The sequence below is a fragment of the Vagococcus sp. WN80Y genome (assembly GCF_059621045.1).
In genome coordinates this window covers 59,159-75,442 of the sequence record NZ_JCAQHY010000172.1, presented here as the reverse complement: position 1 = coordinate 75,442, position 16,284 = coordinate 59,159, and the positions used below count along the sequence as shown (strand labels likewise).

Annotated in this window: 16 protein-coding genes; 3 read left to right on the top strand and 13 right to left on the bottom strand. The window is 32.6% G+C overall.

Annotated features, from left to right (window positions below; all coding sequences use genetic code 11):
* Positions 1-24: 24 nt before the first annotated feature.
* The 4 genes from AC5KOD_RS19310 to AC5KOD_RS19295 all read right to left on the bottom strand — a co-directional run bounded on the left by AC5KOD_RS19310 (position 25) and on the right by AC5KOD_RS19295 (position 3,284).
* Positions 25-1,050 carry a MucBP domain-containing protein gene (locus AC5KOD_RS19310; RefSeq protein ID WP_496916230.1) on the bottom strand — a complete coding sequence of 342 codons (1,026 nt, stop codon included), beginning with the start codon at positions 1,048-1,050 and terminating at the stop codon, positions 25-27.
* 57 nt (positions 1,051-1,107) lie between these two features.
* Positions 1,108-1,548 carry a hypothetical protein gene (locus AC5KOD_RS19305; RefSeq protein WP_496916229.1) on the bottom strand — a complete coding sequence of 147 codons (441 nt, stop codon included), beginning with the start codon at positions 1,546-1,548 and terminating at the stop codon, positions 1,108-1,110.
* An 11-nt stretch (positions 1,549-1,559) separates the two neighbouring features.
* Entirely contained in the window at positions 1,560-2,327 is a 768-nt protein-coding gene (locus AC5KOD_RS19300; RefSeq protein ID WP_496916228.1) for a hypothetical protein, read from the bottom strand.
* Between the two features lie 66 nt (positions 2,328-2,393).
* The gene (locus AC5KOD_RS19295; protein ID WP_496916227.1) at positions 2,394-3,284 is read right to left on the bottom strand and encodes a hypothetical protein; all 891 of its coding nucleotides are present in this window, start codon (positions 3,282-3,284) and stop codon (positions 2,394-2,396) included.
* Between the two features lie 139 nt (positions 3,285-3,423).
* On the opposite strand from AC5KOD_RS19295, the gene AC5KOD_RS19290 reads away from it, so the two are divergent.
* On the top strand, positions 3,424-3,618 hold the full coding sequence (locus AC5KOD_RS19290; RefSeq protein ID WP_496916226.1) for a YlcI/YnfO family protein: 195 nt from the start codon (positions 3,424-3,426) through the stop codon (positions 3,616-3,618).
* A 365-nt stretch (positions 3,619-3,983) separates the two neighbouring features.
* Here AC5KOD_RS19290 and AC5KOD_RS19285 read toward each other — a convergent pair whose 3' ends face one another.
* Both AC5KOD_RS19285 and AC5KOD_RS19280 read right to left on the bottom strand, forming a co-directional pair.
* Complete coding sequence (locus tag AC5KOD_RS19285) at positions 3,984-6,227, bottom strand: S8 family peptidase (RefSeq protein ID WP_496916225.1); 2,244 nt, start codon at positions 6,225-6,227, stop codon at positions 3,984-3,986.
* A gap of 1 nt (position 6,228) precedes the next feature.
* Positions 6,229-7,269 carry an AAA family ATPase gene (locus AC5KOD_RS19280; RefSeq protein WP_496916224.1) on the bottom strand — a complete coding sequence of 347 codons (1,041 nt, stop codon included), beginning with the start codon at positions 7,267-7,269 and terminating at the stop codon, positions 6,229-6,231.
* Positions 7,270-7,600: 331 nt separating this feature from the next.
* Here AC5KOD_RS19280 and AC5KOD_RS19275 point away from each other — a divergent pair, with 331 nt between their 5' ends.
* Together AC5KOD_RS19275 and AC5KOD_RS19270 are read left to right on the top strand one after the other, a co-directional pair.
* Positions 7,601-8,758 carry a hypothetical protein gene (locus tag AC5KOD_RS19275; RefSeq protein WP_496916223.1) on the top strand — a complete coding sequence of 386 codons (1,158 nt, stop codon included), beginning with the start codon at positions 7,601-7,603 and terminating at the stop codon, positions 8,756-8,758.
* Positions 8,759-8,804: 46 nt separating this feature from the next.
* Positions 8,805-9,485 (top strand): hypothetical protein, encoded by a 681-nt coding sequence (locus AC5KOD_RS19270; RefSeq protein WP_496916222.1) that lies wholly within the window; start codon positions 8,805-8,807, stop codon positions 9,483-9,485.
* A 365-nt stretch (positions 9,486-9,850) separates the two neighbouring features.
* On the opposite strand, the gene AC5KOD_RS19265 is transcribed toward AC5KOD_RS19270, so the two are convergent.
* The 7 genes from AC5KOD_RS19265 to AC5KOD_RS19235 all read right to left on the bottom strand — a co-directional run bounded on the left by AC5KOD_RS19265 (position 9,851) and on the right by AC5KOD_RS19235 (position 16,239).
* Entirely contained in the window at positions 9,851-11,086 is a 1,236-nt protein-coding gene (locus tag AC5KOD_RS19265; protein WP_496916221.1) for a tyrosine-type recombinase/integrase, read from the bottom strand.
* 1 nt (position 11,087) lies between these two features.
* Complete coding sequence (locus tag AC5KOD_RS19260) at positions 11,088-11,381, bottom strand: helix-turn-helix domain-containing protein (protein ID WP_496916220.1); 294 nt, start codon at positions 11,379-11,381, stop codon at positions 11,088-11,090.
* 46 nt (positions 11,382-11,427) lie between these two features.
* The gene (locus AC5KOD_RS19255; RefSeq protein ID WP_496916219.1) at positions 11,428-12,810 is read right to left on the bottom strand and encodes a Rep family protein; all 1,383 of its coding nucleotides are present in this window, start codon (positions 12,808-12,810) and stop codon (positions 11,428-11,430) included.
* Positions 12,811-13,034: 224 nt separating this feature from the next.
* Positions 13,035-14,381, bottom strand: a complete 1,347-nt coding sequence (locus AC5KOD_RS19250; RefSeq protein ID WP_496916218.1) for a cell division protein FtsK — start codon at positions 14,379-14,381, stop codon at positions 13,035-13,037.
* Positions 14,374-14,718 (bottom strand): hypothetical protein, encoded by a 345-nt coding sequence (locus AC5KOD_RS19245; RefSeq protein WP_496916217.1) that lies wholly within the window; start codon positions 14,716-14,718, stop codon positions 14,374-14,376. Before AC5KOD_RS19245 ends, AC5KOD_RS19250 begins: the two co-directional genes overlap by 8 nt.
* Positions 14,719-14,814: 96 nt before the next feature.
* Positions 14,815-15,255 carry a hypothetical protein gene (locus AC5KOD_RS19240; protein ID WP_496916216.1) on the bottom strand — a complete coding sequence of 147 codons (441 nt, stop codon included), beginning with the start codon at positions 15,253-15,255 and terminating at the stop codon, positions 14,815-14,817.
* Between the two features lie 819 nt (positions 15,256-16,074).
* Positions 16,075-16,239 (bottom strand): hypothetical protein, encoded by a 165-nt coding sequence (locus tag AC5KOD_RS19235; RefSeq protein WP_496916215.1) that lies wholly within the window; start codon positions 16,237-16,239, stop codon positions 16,075-16,077.
* Between the last annotated feature and the right edge of the window lie 45 nt (positions 16,240-16,284).

Below are 16,284 nucleotides of genomic sequence, written 5' to 3'. Positions count from 1 at the left end.
AAATCGTTCATACGCTCTTTTCAGCTAGTTATTTGAGTTCATATAGTAGATGAAAGTAACAGTTTGTGGTTTTTGTGTGTATGAGTTTCTAAAAACGGCATTTCCATCATCAAGTAAAACTGCACCTTCAGGTAAATCAGTAAATAGAAGGAGATAATTAGAAATAGCTTTATCGGCAATGGCATTAAACATTTCTCCAATGGTGCCTGTCATTACGGTTGCATCTTTAATTTCTACACCGTCTTGATTGACATAGCGAATAGTAACTGTTCCTACATTTGCTTCAGGTTCGGTAGGGTCTACGGGTTCACTATCTTTAACCTTAACATCTAGATACCATTTTCCACCGTCTAACTCATTTTCGAAAGCATATCCTGCTTTAAAGCCACGATAATCAAAATATTCATTAGCATCTTTACGACTGTTAAAAGGTCCAATGCGTAAAATAGTGCCTCCTTCTCTCTCTTCAAATATTAAGTCTTTCCATTTATCTTCTGGTTTGCTAGTTTCTCCTTCAGGTGTTTCCGACTCATTAGAATTATTATTTCCAGTATTGTTTGGGTTGCCATCAATTTGATTGCCGGAGATGTTATTGTTTTTGATATTATCTGTTACATCAGTGCCGATTGGTTTGTCGGGAATGATTTTGTTAGAATTATTGACCTTTACCCCATCATTGACCTGTTTACCATCAGGCGTTTCGGCTACTAAATTTCCGTGTTTATCCCATTTGATGACGGTACCAATTGCTAAACGATATTCTTCGCCAAAAGATAAATCAATATTGTTGATAGAAGCTAATGTTTGAACATTCACATTAATCTTCATAGAGATGGCCCAAAGTGTGTCACCAGCAATCATCGTATAGCTGGTTTGTCCTTCTTTAATTTGAATGGACTCTGGTGTGTTAGCGTTCCAAGTTGAAGCTAACACAGGTGTAGCACTTACTAATGTGAGAATACTTAATGAAGCTAATACAGCACCTGTTCTTATTAATTGTTGTGCGCTCTTTTTTTCTATCATTTTTTTGTGATTTTTACGTAAGTTCATTTGTTTTCCTCCTGAGATTCTTTTTTAGTAGTTTGTCTTTATTCAATGATTTCAAAATTATTCATAATTTTCTAATTCTCGTTTTGCCATTATTTTGTTTAGAATACTTTGATATTGGAATAAACCAATAATTAGTAAAAATGGCGCAAACATATATTTTAAAAGAACTACGATTCCTTTTAGAACCCAATAAAACCCAGATAATTTAAGTCGATTAGTACTTGTTCCAAATAATACATGAGCAGATACAGTATTTTGTGCCATTCCATTCTCTATTTTCTCTGAAACAATTAAGAGTAGTAGATTTGTTCCAAAAAAATAGGAAATTCCCCAAAATAAAGAGAAAAATACTTGTCCTTCTAAAAAGAATATAAAAGCTACTGCTACTGAAACAATCAAGCTCAATAGAACTTGAATAGGATATACTTTTAATAGACCTTTAAGATCATGAAATAAATTTTCCCAATATACGCTTGATAACATATTAATTTTTGTCATATCTATCATTCCTAACTTTTTCTTTTATATTTTGGAACAAAACGTTCTTCTAATCCCTCTACACGTTTATCTGTTTGTTCCAATGTTGAATTTATATTTCGTGCAGTCATTGATAATTCTCTGATTGCAGTTAATTGTTGCTCTTGTAATGAAGTTAACCCTTGAAGTTGATTTAATTGCTGGTAGGCTATTTGATTGTTTTCTTCTAAAAGATTGGAATGTTCTCTTAAAATTCCCATATGTTCTTGATGTTTATACTCTAAATCTAGTAAATGATAGGCTTCTTTCAAATTATCTGCTTGACCGCAATGTAGATAATTGAATAGCAACGCAACAGAATTTGGGTTTCGGAATTGTTCAGGGATTTTATTAGTATAGATAGCGTTTTTTTCTAATAGCACTCCTAATTGATTTTGAACATTAGTTTTTTTTGTACAAATTCCTTCAATTTGTGTCTCCTTGTCATTCATATGTTTTTTTATTTTGTCTTTTTTATAGAAGTCGTAGCCCATTAAACTAGCTAAACTTAATAAAAAACTACCTAAAGGGCTTAAATGAAAAAATAAAACAATGATGATTGAGGATATTCCTGAGAAAATAAGATTTCTAATTAGGTGAGATTGATTATGAAATGCAAGGTTCAACTGTTTTTTTTTATTGTTAATTTGGGTCATATCATTTTCAAGTGATACGATTGAATCTATTACTTCATTTTCTAATTCTAGTAATTGAAAAATAAAAGGCAAGTCTTCCTTAGTAATGTCTTGATAACCTTCCATTTAGTGTGTCTCCTTTCTGTAATGATTGTTGAAAGTAGCATATAGATTCCATCTATTATCAATAGATTAAAGCATTCCGTGCTCTCCTGTTATGAAGTCATAATAGGCTGTATAAAGATTAGATTTAGATACTGTGCCATCTTCAGAAACTCCACCAAACGAATAGCCTGTGTAAAGTATCCTATTGCCGTCAATTGTTGTGTAGGCACCTTGTCCGCCGCCATAACGAATCATTTGTGAACCATTTTCGTCAACACCATATTTAGCTTGTTGTTTTATAAAACTATCTTTAACGCCTACATCATCAAGAATATTATTGATGAAATAATCAAGTATCTCATCATCAGAAGGCTGTGGTGTATTATCAGAAGTTTTTTCATTTTGTAAATTGTTGCTGATATAAATCATTTGTTCATTAAAGATTTCTTTCAAATTTTCTGATTTTTGTACTTTTTTTGCTGAATTATCAAAATTGGATTTATCGTGGGTGTAATTTTTAAAAAGCGTCTCTTTCGGCACTGATTGATTGTCTATGTCAACTTCTTCATACCCTTTTATACCTAAATAACAAACACCTTGCGTGGGAGTCATGCCATTGTCGTTTATTAAAAGTTTATAAATCGGATGACCAGTACCAGCACCACTTGTAATTTGTAGATAGAGATCACTATTATCGACAAAATAATATAAGGTAAGTCCTTCTAAATTTGGATATTCTTTGATACGTGAATCGACAATATCTGCCATTAATACTAATTTTATTTCCTGTGATAATTCATCAAATTGTTTTTTAGAAGAATCTTTTTTAGAAGAGTCTACTGTAGATAAAGTTTCGCTAGTTGATGAGAATGAAGAACTATTTGTTGTTTTATCTGCTTTATCAATATTAGTTCCTGAACATGCAGATAATAAAATCAAACTGATACCACTTGTTAAAATAATACTTGCTTTTTGCATTTTTCCCCTCCTATCTTTTTATTCACAACTCATTATAACGAGTATCTTTTGGATTTGCAATACATATTGTATTGCGAAAAGCAGTGCATCAATGCAGTTCGAAACGAAATACAATTGATTGTGACAGGAGGTAATGCAAATGAATAGTTTTAAAATTAAGCCGAATCGCAAAGAAACAGAAAATAAAACTGTGAGATTTCCTATTCCACTTATAGAAAAAATTGAAAAAGTTATCACAAACAATGATGTCACTTTCTCAAGCTTTGTTATTCAGGCATGTGAATATGCTTTAGAGAATATGGATTCAGATGTGGAAAATGAGGAATCGAAATGATATAAAGTTGAGGTGAAAAAATGGACTGTCGTGATAATCATTTTTGCTATTCTTAGTACTCTTACAGGATGGGGGATTTGGAGATTATTGGGTGGGAAGGTTTTTTATAGCTATAGTTAGGTCATTGTTGCCATTAAAATTAAGAGAACATTGACTAGCTCAAAAGAATTTAATATAGCAAGACAGAATCTTTTAGCGATACAAGCAACAGAAAAAACGCTTGAATATTAGCTGTAATAACTGTATTAATAGTTTGTAATGTATCAAAGAAGTGATGTCTGCTGAAAATAAAAGACCCCATGAAAAACTTTCATGGGGTCTTTGTTTTTAATCGAAATAAGCAATGATAGACAAGTATAATGGATTTAATTTAACTCAATTGTTTCATTCGCCGTTTGATAAATATCAATTCTGTTATCAACATTTATTCTGTTTACTAACCAGCCTCTGAGACTACATTGTTGAATGAAGTCTTCAATTCTGTTGACGCCGTTTATTTCTTTCAATGTCACTACAACGCCAAAATGAATGCCTTCACCATCTTTTGTATTTAAACGTTCTTTAGTTTTGATACTCATTGCCCATAAATTATTTTCATAAACTTTTTTTCCTTTTGGGTTTGTTTTTATTTCTTCGCATATATGTTTAACATTATCCCATTTTCTAAATTGTGTTCTTGCATCTTCCTCTTTTAAATAGCGAACTTCTTCAAGACTCTGTTTATTATTATTGATACTTTTCATTCTGCCGTTATTATCCAAACGCCCAAAATAAATATCTAATTCAGTATTTGTATAATCTACCCCTTGATTTCTAGAACATTTTGGGAAGTAGCATAGAGTTGCTTTAGCTATATAGGGATATTTATCTTTGTATATGGGAACAGGAAAATTATAATTAAAAGTATCATATTGCTCAGAAATCCCGGAAACTACAAATTTGATTTCTTCATCGGGAGAATTTAATATATCATTAATCTTTATGGGTACAACACCATGCCCTATTGTTTTTAAAATTGAGAGAGGAATATTGTCTTGCCAACCAATAGCAGAGTCTATTAAAAGTGCTTTTGCAACTTCTTTGCTTAATCCAATTATGTCAATTAAATAAGATAATTTTCTGGCTATCCAAGGAGCCGCATAAGATGTGCCTGAAACTCCTACTTTCCCCTTAGGCCCGTATGCAGTGATACGTTCAGTAGCAGTTCCTCCATAGTAGCTTACATCAGGTTTTGCAAAGAAAGATAGAACAATTCCTTCACGCGTATAGGGAACAGAGTTCTTCTGTTTATCCACTGAATTTACAACCAAAGAATTTATTGAATCAGCAGGTGCACCAATTTTTTTATTTTTCTCAGTAATGTTTTTGTTAGTGCCAGCTATTACGAATATCACATCATTTTCAAATTGAATTTGGTCCAAAATAGCTCCTTCAGCAGATATAAAATTTTGATTTATTTCATCATTTGCTCCCAAAGATAGATTCCAAACTCGTATATCTTTGTTACTAGCAATAATTTGCTTAATGCTACGGATAATTGTAAAAGAGTGGAAAGCTTTACCAGGAGATACTCCAAAATGTCTCACTTTAAATCGACCACATTCGTCATTCATGTCAGGATTTAAGGTTGGTCCATCAACAATTATGGATGATACGGTAGTGCCATGCATATAATCTGATTCATCAGTTGTAATATCTTTATTCAACATGTCATGATATTCCACCCAATCACTAAAATAAACCTTATCATTAAACAATGTGTCTATTACTCCGATTGTAGGAACGTCTCCTGGAGATGGAATGGACATTTCATCGTTTTCAATAGATTTAGAAAAATCACTCGGAGCTAAATCTAAGATGTTTTCAGTAGCCATGGAGATTAAGTAAGGGGCTTTTTCCATTAATATTTCTATATAATTTGCATCTAATAGAATAGTTGTCTCATTTAAAATTCTGTCATTGTAGATTTTTATACCTAACTTACTCAATAATGTTTGTACATTATATCCAGTATCATATATTGATATGATTGAATTTTCTTTATTGATAAGATCAGTATTGTTTTCAACATCAAATTTTTCTACATAATGAGAATCTACAATGATAGATTGGAACATAGAATGTGAGACTCCATATTTGTTTTTTAAGTCAATTTTTTTTAAATTATCTTTTTGGTTAAATTCAGTATCAGTTATGGCTCCTCCAAATTCATTGTTCAGAACGTTTATTACTTTATTGGATAATTGAATAGATGTACTAATTGCTTCTATAGGGACATAATGAGTAATGACATGTTTCTTTTTTGAATTATGATTTTCTTGAGTAAATTTGGCCCCTACAATAGTATTATTAACATTTTTACTTTTATATGAAAGGAAGCCGTTGATTCTAATACTTTTAGCAGCTATTCTTTTATAATAAACACTTATTAAAGCTCCTTCAATAAGTGTTTGCCTTTTCCAAAAGTTTTCCATCTCAATCAAATTAGATTGTAAATTCTTTATATCTTTAGCGCTTATTGTACTTCCTTTTGGTAATTTTGGAGGACCAAATCCTGATGTATTTTTTTTTTGTTCAAACCTACCTTTTAATTGTAAGATATCATTCATGTTATTCTCCTTTTAGTTCTCTTGATACTTGACTTTTTGAAATGCCTGTTAGTACTTCGATTTCACGTACGGTAAAACCCATTGAGTATAATTTTTTCAAATTAATATCTTTTGGATTTTTAATAGTATAATTCAGTAATCTTTTTAAGTAATCAAATTCATTTGTGGGATCACTAAATGCTAGAGATACTTTTATCATATTTTTTAGTTCCCCTGGATTAGGTATCTCATCCATACAATTAATAATTTTTTTGAAGAGTTTCATATCTCTTCCTGCATCTTTAAATTTTTTCAGCAAAGAATTCAAGATACTTTCTGCAATCTCTATTAAATCGTCACGTTCATAGCGATCGAAGTCAATAACGGAATCAAATCTTCTAGTCAAAGCCTTATCAAAACTTTCAAATAAATTTGTGGTAGCTATTAAAACAATCTCTTCATTTAGTTTATCAAATTCTTTCAGAATAGTCGAAGTGACTCTTCCCATTTCTCTCAAATCGTTTGAGTTTACTCTGTCTAATGCTATGGCATCTATCTCATCGAAAAGCACTACAATATTAGAAGGATAAGGGACTCTATTAATTTCGTTAAATACTGATACAATATTTTTTGACGTTTGCCCCATTTTGCTATCAATTAGTTCACTGAACTCAATCATATATAATTGTCTATCCAACAAGCGTGCAACTTGCTTAACTGTTTCTGTTTTTCCAGTTCCAGGAGCACCTTTAAAAAGGAACTTATTGATACCAGCATTGTGATTAACAGCGTTTATTATACCTCGAATATCATCCATAAGTGATTTAGGAAGAGGCAGTGAATTGCTTGAGGGCTCAACTTTTCGGAAGAATAAACTGTCAAAGGTATTCCCTTGAGGAACAAAAGTATTAGTTGTTGATAATAGACTCATAATGTATTCAGATAGTTGACTATCACCCAAGGAATCAAAGTAACGAGCAATCTCAATTGCTTCATTTCTAAATTGAAAATCATTTTTTTCAGTATGATACTTAATTAAATTCAGTATATTTTTTTTCTTCAAATTAATCACGCTCCAATATAGATACTATAGCATATGTTGGGACAAAAATAAATGATTTGGGACTAAAAAGTTATTTTTTAATTGACGTCAATTTTTCTATATGATAATATTCGTAGTAAGAAAAAGAAAACAGTAGACTGCCATCTACTGTTTAGGGATATTAAATATAGTGTTTTCTCTTCTAAATTATTGCTAAATTAGCTATTAACGAAAAAATTATAGCAATATTTTACTTAATTGTAAAGACTCGAGCTTTGCAATTTATAGATAGACTCTCTATTTTTTGTTTCCTTTATCTTTATCTCAAAAATAGAAGGAAAGGAAGTTTTTTATGAATTTTTTGATGAAAAAACAATATAACGGAGGGTTAGAGGGGGGCTATGCAGAGTATGATACGATAAAGAAGTTGCTACGATTAGAGTCAGATACACCAGAACTTGGAACTTTAATGTCAGAGGTCGTAGACTGTATAAAGAAAGAATCTGCATGTAATGTAAAGGGATCAAAAGAATTAGTCGAACTATACAATAGCATAGATAATGAAAAGATGGATTTAACTTTACCACTTTCTGAAATTGAATACATTGGTTTTTTTCACGACAATGAGATAATTCTTAATTTAGATGGGTATAATGCTAGAGGGTTGTATAAATTTACTGATACATTTCTAGATTCTCTTTTTAGTATGAAAAAGTTTGGGAATTTTTGTTTATCACATGGAGAAAAAGACTTACTTAATGAAAACATAAACAGGCTCATGGAAACTCAAAAAGATGAGGCTAGACAATATAGGTTTTTGATGGATGGGGATAACTTATTTCTTCGAGGGTTAACAACCACATCTTACAAAAATTATGATAACAATATAGCAATTTATCTTGTTCTTCACTCATTACATCAATATGCAGAAGAAAATGGAACCCATATACTTGTTGAGCAAGGATACATTACCGATTCAAGCTTAGATATTACGTTTATTCAAGAAGAAACATACAAAGTTGATAAAGATACTTTTGTAGAGATTGGTATCAGACTTACCAATAACGAAATAACTGAAGGGAAACTTTCTTTAGAGTTTATCTATACAATTTTCGATAAGAAAAATAATAAATTTAGAGCGATTGGTGATACTGTCGTTGGAATAATTCATACTTATAAAATGGATACTATTCAAGAAAAGTTAAGGAATCTAAATAGACTATCCAATTATGCGAATGAAACAATACAACACATTTCAAGCATAAAAAATCGAAATAAATTGGATAGGGATCAGCTATCTTTAATATTTAACAGACTATCAAGAGCAAAATCAAATGAATTGAGTGCGAATTCTAAGAAAAATATTGATAATTTATATAGGGAAGAAGTCATAGGGAACACATACTCATTAATTGAATTGTTTGGTAAAATTGGAGCTGTTAACACTAATATAGATGAAAAGATTTTTATTCAAATTGTTTTTAATGAGTTAATTAGTGGAAATCTGTAGTAACTAGAGGTACAGAGAAAATAATTGTTTGTAAAGGAGTGGAATTATGGTTTTTTTTAAGCAAAATTTCATTTTTATGGTATGTATGATTTTTATAATGGTATTATGGATATATGTCACTAAAAAAGAAAAAGAGAAGGATGCTGTTGCAGATTATAGTAAGCTAGATTTAGGAGGAGTGTTTTTACCACTCAAAAATCAAGGGACTGGTTTATTTTTTAAGTACGATAAGATAACTCAAAAACGAAAAAAAGATTATATTTTACAGAATATTTTTCAAAATATGGAAGTCGAGAATGAGCACGGGTATCAGTATAAAATTTCTGAATTACTGGATGATGCTTATTATGAAGTAGAATATAGTAGTGATGGAACAGTAAGATCAAAAAGAGGTCCATATGTTGTTTATAAGGTAATACCTAATACCGAACTTAAATATTCTAGTATTAATATAGATAGGACTAATGGTTCTGTGCAAGTGGCTATGAACAATAGTGTAGCTCATCAAAGAATTGAAGGCGATACCTTTTTAAATAAAGTAAATGAATATAGAGAGTTGATGATAACTCATGGAATTTCAAAAGAGGATATCAAAGTTGTTACAAAATATCCGAATGATGATAATATCAAACAATCTTTTTTTTCAAAATACGGTATAGAGTTAGCCAAAATTACTTTGGATATCGGTGGTAAAGTCATAAGTTTGTTGTCTTTTCTGAAAAATTGAGAATGAATAATCTTTGTTAAAAGAAATCTTCATTTACCTGATTTAATAAAGTTTAGATTAGCTAAATTTGTGTAAATCATTTCGGTTCGCATATTTTTTGTTAAAAAATTGACACCATTGATTTCAAATTATATGAAACTCAATAAAGTTTGTAAATATTAATAGTTCTGTAAGAATTGATATTAAAGGATTTTGATGCACATTGAAAATTGAAACAATCGAACCAGGTCTTAAGAAAGCTCGTAAAGCTTCACAGTTTTCAAAACGTTAATATCGTTGTTGTATCAACGTTTCAAGGCACTTTCCATTTTGTTGGAAGGTGTCTTTTTTTGCCGGTTTTTGAAAATCCCCACCAAAATCCCCACCTATTCCCCACCAATGCTTTTTGTGAGTTGGCTATAAATAAAGTCAGCAGGTGTCAATTCAATAATATTATTACCATTAATATATGTTTTTGTTGTCTCTACTTCGGAATGGGTTAAGCCTTCTGAAATCTTCTCAATGGACATACCGCCCTTTTTAGCAAGTGTTGCGCTCGTATGACGTAACTTATGAGGTGTACAGTGTGCTAAGTTAGGGTGACGTCGCTTAATGGATTTTATCCGATAATTTAGGTAATCGGTATGGACACGCTGATTAATATTTCCTTGTCGGTCAATGAAGGTAAATAAAAATTGGTCTCGATTTTGTTTAATCTTGACTTGGGCTAACTCTTTTTTTTGTGCTTCTTTCCAATCAATTAAAATTTGTTTGAGTTTAACTGACAGATTTAGTTCACTAGACTTATTTCCTTTTGTACTTTTCACATTACCGAATTTATCTAATGCTTGATTGAGATAAATCTTATTATTGGTAAAATCTATGTGTTTCCACTGTAAAGCGTAGGTCTCAGATTTTCTATCTGATAGAAAGAAAGTTGTCCAAAATAAAACATAATCTTGTTGGGCTAGGTCTTCATTGTCATAATCTTCTTGAACAGCTTTAAACCAATCGAGTAATTGAGTTTCAGATAAGTATTTATCTTCCGCTCTCTTAGCTTCTTTGATATGATGTTTCTTTATGGCTTTGATTTTCTTCAAGCTTTTGTTTAATCGGTTAAGCTCAATGTATTCATATTCTTCTGCTAAATCAAACACTTGATTGACATAGCTTCGAATAACCTTGAAATTTGCATATTCTTTTGCTTTAGCACTCATTTTTTGAACGACAAGCTTTTTATGATGATTTAAGTAGTTCAGCGTGTAATCACCAAACATGGGAAGAATATGCAGCCGAAAAACATCTATTGTGTTACTGATAGTGACTTTGCTAGGCGGGGTAGGATAAGAGCTAGTAAATCCGTTTTTATAATCCTCTAACCATGTATCTTTGTAGAAATCTTTAAAGAGAACCTCGCCTCCTAGCTCGAAAGAGCTGATATTTTGTGTTTCAATTAGCTGTTGATTTCTAATGTCAAAATCTAAATCAGCTTGTTTAGCTTCTTTACGTGTTTTGAAGATTCTATCATAGAACTCATTATCCAATCCCAGCAGTTGAACAACTTCTACGGGGTATTTTTTACGTACCCTGTAGGTATTATTATTTGTTTTCTTGATACTCATATTAAAAACTCCTTTGTTTGCGAGTCAAAGGTGTGACTCGATTATACTTGGTTGCTAACCAATTATCAATCTCTAAACTATCAAAACGCATAACACCGTTAATTCTTATGACAGGAAGCCCCTTTTTTATCCAATAATCAAGGGTATTATTTGATATTTGAAGGTAGCTACAAGTTTGTTTTTTATTCATGTAACGTGGTTTATTGTTATCTATTTTTGAAACTTCATTTAGAATTAGTTGGCTAATTAGCTGTTGAAGCATTTCGATTTGTTTTTCATCAAATTTTATTTCCATAGTTGGTATTTCCTTTCATTGAACGTATAATGAAAGTAGCAAGTTGTTAAAGCTTGCTACTCTTTTCAGATAGCTTGTCACCTTTGCTTTGCGGGCTTTGTGACGAGCTATTTTGTTGTACCCATTTCATATTCGTTTGCATGGTTTTAATAAATTTAACCATCATTTCACCACCGTCAAAGTCGCCTATCTTTTCGAACTTATATGAGTATAGGCAGTTTGTCGCTTTTCCATTCTGTGATGATGAAGAATCTTCATTTGGTGTGGGCTCGTATAAGAAGAAATTATTCTCAGTTTCTTTATCAATCTCAATCAGCAAATCAATTCTTCGAATAAATTGTCCGACATCTTCTGAATAATTAGCTTTCGCAGTCTCAAAAAAATCAGCAGGCTTCATTGTGCTAGTGATGATGATTACTTTTGCTGAACCTAATTTGTTGTGATACCTTGCAGAAATTGGACTGATTGAGTAAGGGTCAAGAAGTTTTAGCCAATCCGAAACGCTTAAACTATATCCACGAATATCATCCAAAAATAATATATCTTGTCCATTATATTCATCAAAAGCATTCGTTGAGGCAGTCATACAAAAATCCCAAATTTTGTTTTCGATATGTAATGTAAACTGCTTCAATGTTTCAATGATTTCTTTACTAATTCGAGTTTTTCCAGCACCACTTTTTCCATGAATGAAAATAATAGTTTTTTTGAATTTTCCTGCTTCTAAATCAGCGACGGTTTGATAGCTTTTATTTTCCCCAGCGGTTTCAAAGGCTTCATTAATTTTTCGTTTATGCTGCGCATAAACTTTGTATAACTCATCTGTCAAGATTACTTGCTCCTTTGATAAGTTACCTTTAACGATTTCAGAAACGACATAATCAACACTCTGATTAGTTTCTTTTGCTTCTTTAATTGCTCGACCTTTGACCCAAGTTTCCATTCTTCGACCATGAACACTTTCGTATTTTTCACCTTTTACAGTGACAACTTCTTCAGGTGAATATTGGAACTTTTCGGGGTCTTTGGCATGAACAAGATAAGCAGTCATATTGTCATAGCCATATCTTCCTGATTTGGCTTTTTCAAGGTACTGTGGTTCAATACTTGTCGCCATAGCCAAACAGTTAAGGGTATCTCCCTTATCAAATTTAATCAGCATATGAACATGTTTCGCTTTATTTTCTGTTACGTTTTCCATCTTTTCTTCATTCCAAATGGTGCGCTCATCTTTATCATGGATAATTCCGTAAGCTTCGCTGACCGTATAATCATTAGTTTCAAGTCGCCTCACTGTTTCTTCCAAAAGAGGGCGAACATTACCATTGTTGGCTTCATTTATGGGTTGTTTGTCTTCCCAATGTTCCCAATACTTTTCATCTAGTTGTTGTACAATCATCACGCAGCTTAATTTTGCATCTTTCTTCATAATAATTAGAATCCTTTCTGTTTTAACTATTCCTCTAACTATTCCATGGTTAGTGAGGGTGATAAAGTTAGCTGGGGTAAGGGTTTGTTGCCGTTAAATCAACGTTTCGGGAATGTTTACGACACATCGACAAGCCCTGTGTCGTAGGCGTTAGAATAGTTAATAGTTAGTATTTAGAGCAGTGCAGTACAAGCACTGCACTGCCCGATATATTTAGCCACTAGTTATTCGAACCACGGCGCTTCATAGAAATGCGGTGTTTCCCATTGTTCCCCACTAGATAGAATTCTTGCGATACCTTCCCCTACACGATATGTACGTTTTGGCATGTCGGCAAATCCAGCCATCAAGTATTTACGTTCATCCGCAGAATCAGCAGCACCACCAAGCATAATGACTGCCTCGGAGCAATTGGCACGAGCTAGTGAGGGAAGGAAGCCTTCCTTAGTAGCAAATTGGCTAATAGCGATAACATGGATACCAGTACTAGCACCAGTCGCAGTAAGCTGATTGATGGCAGACTCCCAACGCTTTTTGAGTGGCTTATCGAGCTCTAATGCAGCATTCAGATTTCCGATTTCATCAAAGAAGATGGCAATATCGTTCATGTTTTCCATTTCAAGATATTTTTCTTTCTCCGCATCATTGATTTCTTGGAGTCTAGCTTTCATTACCTCTAGCCAGTATTCGGCACGTTCTACTATAGCAATAGGAGTACTTTCCCCGTTAAATTCTTTAACATATCGGTCATACTTAGCAGAATTATATTCCACTGTCCACCCTTGTAGTTGCATTAATCGAGCCATGAACCGACCTGCTAACACGGATTTTCCCGCACGTGTTCTAGCTATAATCGAAAAATGCGGAGAAAAATCTGAGTGCCAAATCAAATTTTTTGATAATTGAATGGCGTGTATATCTTCGCTTACAAAATCGTGTAATGAATCCTTTGAGTCAGTCACATTAAATCGTTGGCTAGTTAGTGTATCTTCAAAATTGAAAATCACGTAATTGTCACTTTTAGATAACTTAGAAGACACAACAGAATAGTGTTTATATTGATTACTTAATAATCCCGATACACGTTGCTCGTATTTGTCTTTTGCCATACGCTCATAATTGGCTATGTTCTCAATGGCTAAATAACCGCAAGAGTAGTCTTCTGAAATCCATACATAGACTAAGGGCATTTCTTCTCCATAGCGAGTTGTATTTGATAAATTTAAGACATCAGTAATTTGTTTATCATTGAATAATTGTGCTACTTTGTTCGCTATTTTTTGTGATTCACTAGACATGAGGGCAAGGTCATCAAAAGTTGTTACTCGTTCCTGCTTTTTAAATAGTAGAATGGTGCCAAGCAAAGCTATAATTGCAAAGAATAATGATAGCAGGGTGGCTAATTTGAAAAATTCTACAGCGAAAGCGAGTGGCTTAGTTCCAATGCTAATATAGTAGCAATATCCACTTAGACCGGCAGATAGTAAAGCAACTACCAAGGCTATCGAAAAATACTGATAGCCTTGACGTTTACTTTTTTCGTTACGGATAATACGTCTGTACTTAGACATTCCGTTTAACCACTTCTACTGAATCTGCTCCATACCAACTACGCCCTTTTTCAAGCGAACCACCAACCACATTTTTAAAGCATAGTGTAGTCCCGAATTTCACTTCAATCTTGTTCAAGACTTTGATTTCGTAATCTAACTTTTTGGTAGGGTCAATGATAGAATAACGGAATTTCCCGTCTTCAGTTTCTGTCACTTCTCCTGTTGAGAATACATTTAGGATTGGAACTGCATCCGTTGTGTATTCTTTTTCAGTTTTAGGACTGATTTTTGTGATTTCTTGTGTTGGGTAACCTAATACCTCAGATAATTTTTTGACCCATGTAGGTTTACTCATGTTTAAGTTCCTTCCGACCCAGCACACATTGCTGTAGGTCTAGTTATTTTTGGTAATCAAGTTTAACGACGTTATTACCATGGGTCAGGATTTATGTTAAAGGTCATTTAAGTTTGTTTTAAATGACTCGTATTTTAATTGACCTAGTTCATACTTAAGTTCTTTGTTGGTTGAATGAACAGCATTGAGAATCTGTCCGTATACCCCTGCATGAAAACTGATAGATTTTTTTAGTGATGGGTTATTCTGAATCTTCATGACTAATTTAGTGATAATCATTTCCACTTTTTCAGTCTTGCTTCTCGTTGGTGCTTGGTTCATTTCTTCATCGCTAGCTACTTCACTAATGAACGTGTTTTTAGTTCTGCTCAATTCGTCGATGAGTTCTCTAACATACTCATTAGTTGAGCTGAATACGTCTAAGATTTGAGTGTAAGTATCTAGATGTAACTGAATTGTTCCGTTTAGTGATGGATATTTTTGTATTACACGTAGCTGTTCGTAGATAACAAATTCGGTTAATTCTTTTTTATACATGGTTTTACCTCTTTTACTTTCCAACAGCATTCTATGCTGTTAATCTTTAGTGACATTTCAATAAGAAGAGCAGGTATAGCGCTGATATCAACACGATTTAATATGAATTATGGGAAATAAAAAAACCGCACCGCATCTATGATTTATAGATGCGGTGCGGTTGTCCGTTTTTACGGCTCTTGTGCTAAATTGTGCTCTTCTATAGGGCTATTCTATTGTTTTAACTAGTTTGCTTGTGCTCTTCTATACTATAAATATACTACGTTATATGAAAAAGAGCTATTGTTTTGCCTCATTTTTCTAATTAATTTCTGCTGTTTTTAAACAGTTAAATGAATTGTCCATTTGTTATTGAGATGTGTGATTTGGTAACCTAATTTCAAAAGTTCTAGAAGATTATCAAATGTTAAATAATCGAGTGTCACATGCTTATCTCCATTTTTAATATGATTATTAATCTCAATTTTAATTACAGTGAGATAAAAAGCTTCGGATAGTCTAGTTAGTTCGTTGTACAGATGAGTATTAGTTTCCATAGTTGTCTCCTTATTTCTTTATTTAATGATAGTAAGCTGTTATCGGAATTAATTATATTTCAATTAGAAATGGGTATTTAATATTGACAGTTCCGAGTTTTATTACTAAGCTAATAATTGTAGCGAGAGCGAGCCGATTAATAAGTTAATGTTTATAATTACATGTATGAAAAGGGGATTGAAGCGCAGCTTCAAGTGGGGCTAAGCCCTAATTGTAGTGTCTGCGTATGCAGACACGTGTTTTTGAGGTTCAATTTTAATTAAAATTATCAGAAAATTCTGACTATTTAGCGAATAGTACAACTGTATTACCGTACCGAACCACTGGGGCATAATTACCTAATGTGATGTCGTTTATAGAGGAGTCATGTTTCGCTTTATCAGTATCCTGTTGTTTAGCCTGAGCCTCAGGTGTTTTGACAAGAGTAACAGTTGCATCAAATTTCATACGATGTTGCTCCTTTTCGCTTATTTAATTTCATTGTACGCTATT